This window comes from Methylobacter svalbardensis, from assembly GCF_037671525.1.
Lineage (GTDB): Bacteria > Pseudomonadota > Gammaproteobacteria > Methylococcales > Methylomonadaceae > Methylobacter_A > Methylobacter_A svalbardensis.
Window position 1 is genome coordinate 1 of record NZ_JAWPOH010000133.1, and the last position, 3,467, is coordinate 3,467.

General features: G+C 44.8%; 4 protein-coding genes. 1 reads left to right on the forward strand and 3 read right to left on the reverse strand.

Features of this window, described 5'->3' with window-relative positions; translation table 11 throughout:
- Positions 1–509: 509 nt before the first annotated feature.
- The 3 genes from RW114_RS20130 to RW114_RS20140 all read right to left on the reverse strand — a co-directional run bounded on the left by RW114_RS20130 (position 510) and on the right by RW114_RS20140 (position 3,016).
- Entirely contained in the window at positions 510–2,039 is a 1,530-nt protein-coding gene (locus RW114_RS20130) for an IS66 family transposase (RefSeq protein WP_340124520.1), read from the reverse strand.
- Between the two features lie 75 nt (positions 2,040–2,114).
- Positions 2,115–2,654 (reverse strand): RES family NAD+ phosphorylase, encoded by a 540-nt coding sequence (locus RW114_RS20135; RefSeq protein WP_340124521.1) that lies wholly within the window; start codon positions 2,652–2,654, stop codon positions 2,115–2,117.
- Positions 2,651–3,016 (reverse strand): antitoxin Xre/MbcA/ParS toxin-binding domain-containing protein, encoded by a 366-nt coding sequence (locus RW114_RS20140; RefSeq protein ID WP_340124522.1) that lies wholly within the window; start codon positions 3,014–3,016, stop codon positions 2,651–2,653. The genes RW114_RS20135 and RW114_RS20140 overlap by 4 nt, the downstream gene beginning before the upstream one ends.
- A gap of 307 nt (positions 3,017–3,323) precedes the next feature.
- Here RW114_RS20140 and RW114_RS21115 point away from each other — a divergent pair.
- Positions 3,324–3,467 (forward strand): IS4/Tn5 family transposase DNA-binding protein (locus RW114_RS21115; protein WP_422614784.1); only part of this gene is annotated, 144 nt, incomplete at its 3' end.

Here is a 3,467-nt window from a genome sequence, read left to right on the forward strand (position 1 = left end):
GGTCAGTAACATCCCCGTTAAACAAAATCCTAGCCAAGTCTTTTGTAGGTGCGTCAGCCTGGCATTGGACTTTAGCTTTCCCAGGGCTGCATCTAAATCAGTGACAAACGATTTTATAAAGTGTGCCGGCTCGTACATCAACATAGTGTTGAAATACGTGGCAGTTTACACTGATTAGCTTACCCGTTTTCCGGCTGTATTTCTAAGCTTAAAAACTTGAACATCGAGTACTAGCCTCGGTGATGTTCAGATTGCAAAAATTAGCGGACATAAGGATTTGCGAATGCTTAAGCGCTATGCCAATATTAGAGGGTCTGATTTGGCAGAAATGTTGTGGTAATCATCCATACGCCGTAATATTAACTAGGAGGCTGTCCGAGAATAGCCATAAAAATAAAGCCCCATATTCCTTACCGCCCTATTTTCATAAAGCAGCCCAAACCGCCACAAAACATCATTTAAATATTTAATATAAACAATGCATTATGTTATAATTCGGTAACTTCTCATTACCCACAGGTAGCCGCAGCCCGAATCAAATCGGATAGCGGTGGAATATTATTTTCGCCCAACAGCCTATCCTTAAGATAATGCCAAAATGAAAGACCGTGCTTAAGACAGGTCTTCTTTAAACTGGCAAAGGTATCTCGACACTTTCGGCCCGCCTCACTGCGTGTGCTGCCGCTTATTTTTCGCTTTTTGACGTAATCCCGAATATCCCGCTCGCTCAAGTTGTTGTGGAGTGGCAGATAGGGTTTGTCGAGAACCTGAAGCAGTTCGTGCTGATTATTCCCCATCCGCTTTAAGGCCAGATTGAGTGTTACATAAGCCGTTTTGGTGCTGCACATCGCTTGAAAACGGAATTTAATGTCTTCAGCTTGAATTGTCGATGGGTTAAGTTTATAATCTTTCAGATCTTGGTAAAGCAGCCAGAGTTGTTCACGCACGTTGTCAACGGCTTTAACATGTTCGTCATTTAAAGGAATAAGGCGATTGATGACGCGTTCGGCATGTATCCAGCACAACGCATGGTCAAAGACAGTAAACTGTCCGGCATCATCGCTGATAATGCTGAAGTTAGCGGCAATGCCTTGGGCCAACAAGCCGCCCATTAAAGCGCCTTCGGTGATAATTCTCCGGTGCCGTTTGGCTTTGATATTGTGTTGATCCAGCCAAGTTGCCAAAGCAGACGCTGTTTCAAGGCGCAGTGTTTTATCTTCAAGGCGGACTATCAACACGCGTGGCAGTTTTTGTTGCTCCATATACGCCAATGCACCGTCATTTATGACATAAAGCTGGCGGCTGCCTTGGCCTAAACAGCATAAGAAGTTGATGCGGCTTTTGCTTTCGGTACTGCTGAACCAGGCAAACAGCTCATTGCCGATATGCGTGCAATAGCCGTTTTTGCCATTATGACGAGCGCCGGTGTCATCGGTATGTATATATTGAGATACTGACAATCCCGCTTGCAGTAATTGATCTTTTTCATCATGAAACACCTCCAAGCCGTCGGTGATCAACTGGCTTAATCGACCACTGGAAATATCAACCCCTAAATCCTGCAATTGTTTCAATAGCAGCGGTTGAGTGACATGTTGGTGATGGTATTGATAGAGAATAAAACTGATCAGGTCGTTGCCAAAATGACAGCCATTAAGGCCGTCGGGGAGTTGGCCTGAGACGTAGCTGTCATCCGGTGTTTGGTATTGAGCCAGGCGATAGCAGGCGTTGAAATTTTTAAGTACGATATCCTGAATGACGACTTCCCGATACCCCTTAAACACTGATCCTTTCGGTATTTTGTCGGGTTGAAGCTCGACCGTGGCATCGATCTTAAGATGCTCGGTTTTACTGCGTTTAGGCCCTTTGTTCTTTTTTGAAGAGTTGCTGTTATCGTCATCCCCATCCTCGGCAGAATCCTTATCCATCTTGCTGGGTTTTATTTTTGGCTTGATGGTTTCACCCTTGAGCTTGAGTATTTCCTGCTCCAGCGCGTCTATCTGTTTTTGCTGCCACGCGAGCAACTTGATTGTCGGCAATATCTTAAATAAGTCCGTAAAATCAAAATTCAACTCTTGGCGTGATCGTTAGTAGTGATTATCAATAATTTCATTTTATTGGCCACCCCATGATTCTGTGGTTTTGGGAAGTCGGCTAAATTCATCGATCACTCGAACGGCATTCGGTTCTGAATCAGACCATTGCCATAAAATCAGGTTTTGGTTTTTGGCTGTGCAACCGGATGCAAAACTGCGTACCAATATCCCGTTAACCTCAAGCGCTTGCAATCGCTCTGCTAGCCTCCATGTAGGTGGTTCCAGGTCTTGAGTCGCCAGATCTTCCCATGCGCAGTCAAGTTCTTGTGACGAGCTGCCCATGTTCGCCAATAGCTTTTCATCATTAAGGTTGGCTATTTTCGCGCAATCAATCTCGTAAGCGACTAACGTCATCGGCTGCGGTTTAAAAGGGAAACCCTGTTGTGCTTCCATCCATGCCGTGGTCGGGTCAAGCGATAGATAAAGTGCCGCACAGCCAGGCGGATTGAATCGCCCTCCATGTTTCTTGGCACCATTGCCGGATATGGGATGGTAAGACCACATAGGGTGATGCGCACGATACACAATCCCGGTAAACCGGCTAATGCTTATCGTCAAGCGTAACCACCGTCGGCGATTCGCGCTAGATAGGCTTTCACAGCCTCTGCGCGGCCTTCTTTGACCAGATCTTCTGCAGTTTTATCACCAAATGACGGCAAAGGTTGCGAGCGAAACCAGGCAAATGCACGCCCTACGCCACCCGACCACTCCGATACCCGGTTGATGATTTCTACCGTATCCCTTAACCGGGCTTGGGTGGAGCGGCTTTTACACCGGGAACTCTTGGAAACCGAATCGCGGGACAAGCCGGTGACATCGGCAAGATCGCTTTGAGTGATGTGCAATACCTTGGCCAAGGTATTGGCAGCAATATACCCCTCGTCGGAAATGACTTGATGCAGAAAACCGGTAGTAGCCATAAATGCCTCCATATTTAACCTTTTGTAGGTGCTAATTATAGGGCATATTAAATATCATGCATTATTTATCTACACGAAGTGTGTAGCACGGTAGTCATGTGTATAGAGCTGAAAGTCTTTTAAAATCATAAGTGTGTAGTCAGTATAATTTAAAATTAAGAGTGTTTTGTATTATTTTATGAGCAACCAAAGCACTAAAATTGCAGAGACCAACGCCATTATAGAAGCGGTAAAATTAACATAGAGCATTAACCCATCTCCTTACACACAAGTTGTTAAGATTTAGTAAAGTAGAATCATTTTAGCTATGAATTGGGCAAATAGAGAATTTCGTAATTTAGATTTAGGTGATAAACGACTAAAGAATAGAGCCATAAAGCTAATCGAAAACCTAGCCAAGTCGCCAAAATCAAGCATACCTGAATCATGTCAAGGTTGGGCAGAGACGCAA

Coding starts and splice junctions, on each gene's coding strand:
- RW114_RS20140 (WP_340124522.1), bottom strand. CDS start 3,016: ATGGCTACTACCGGTTTTCTGCATCAAGTCATTTCCGACGAGGGGTAT.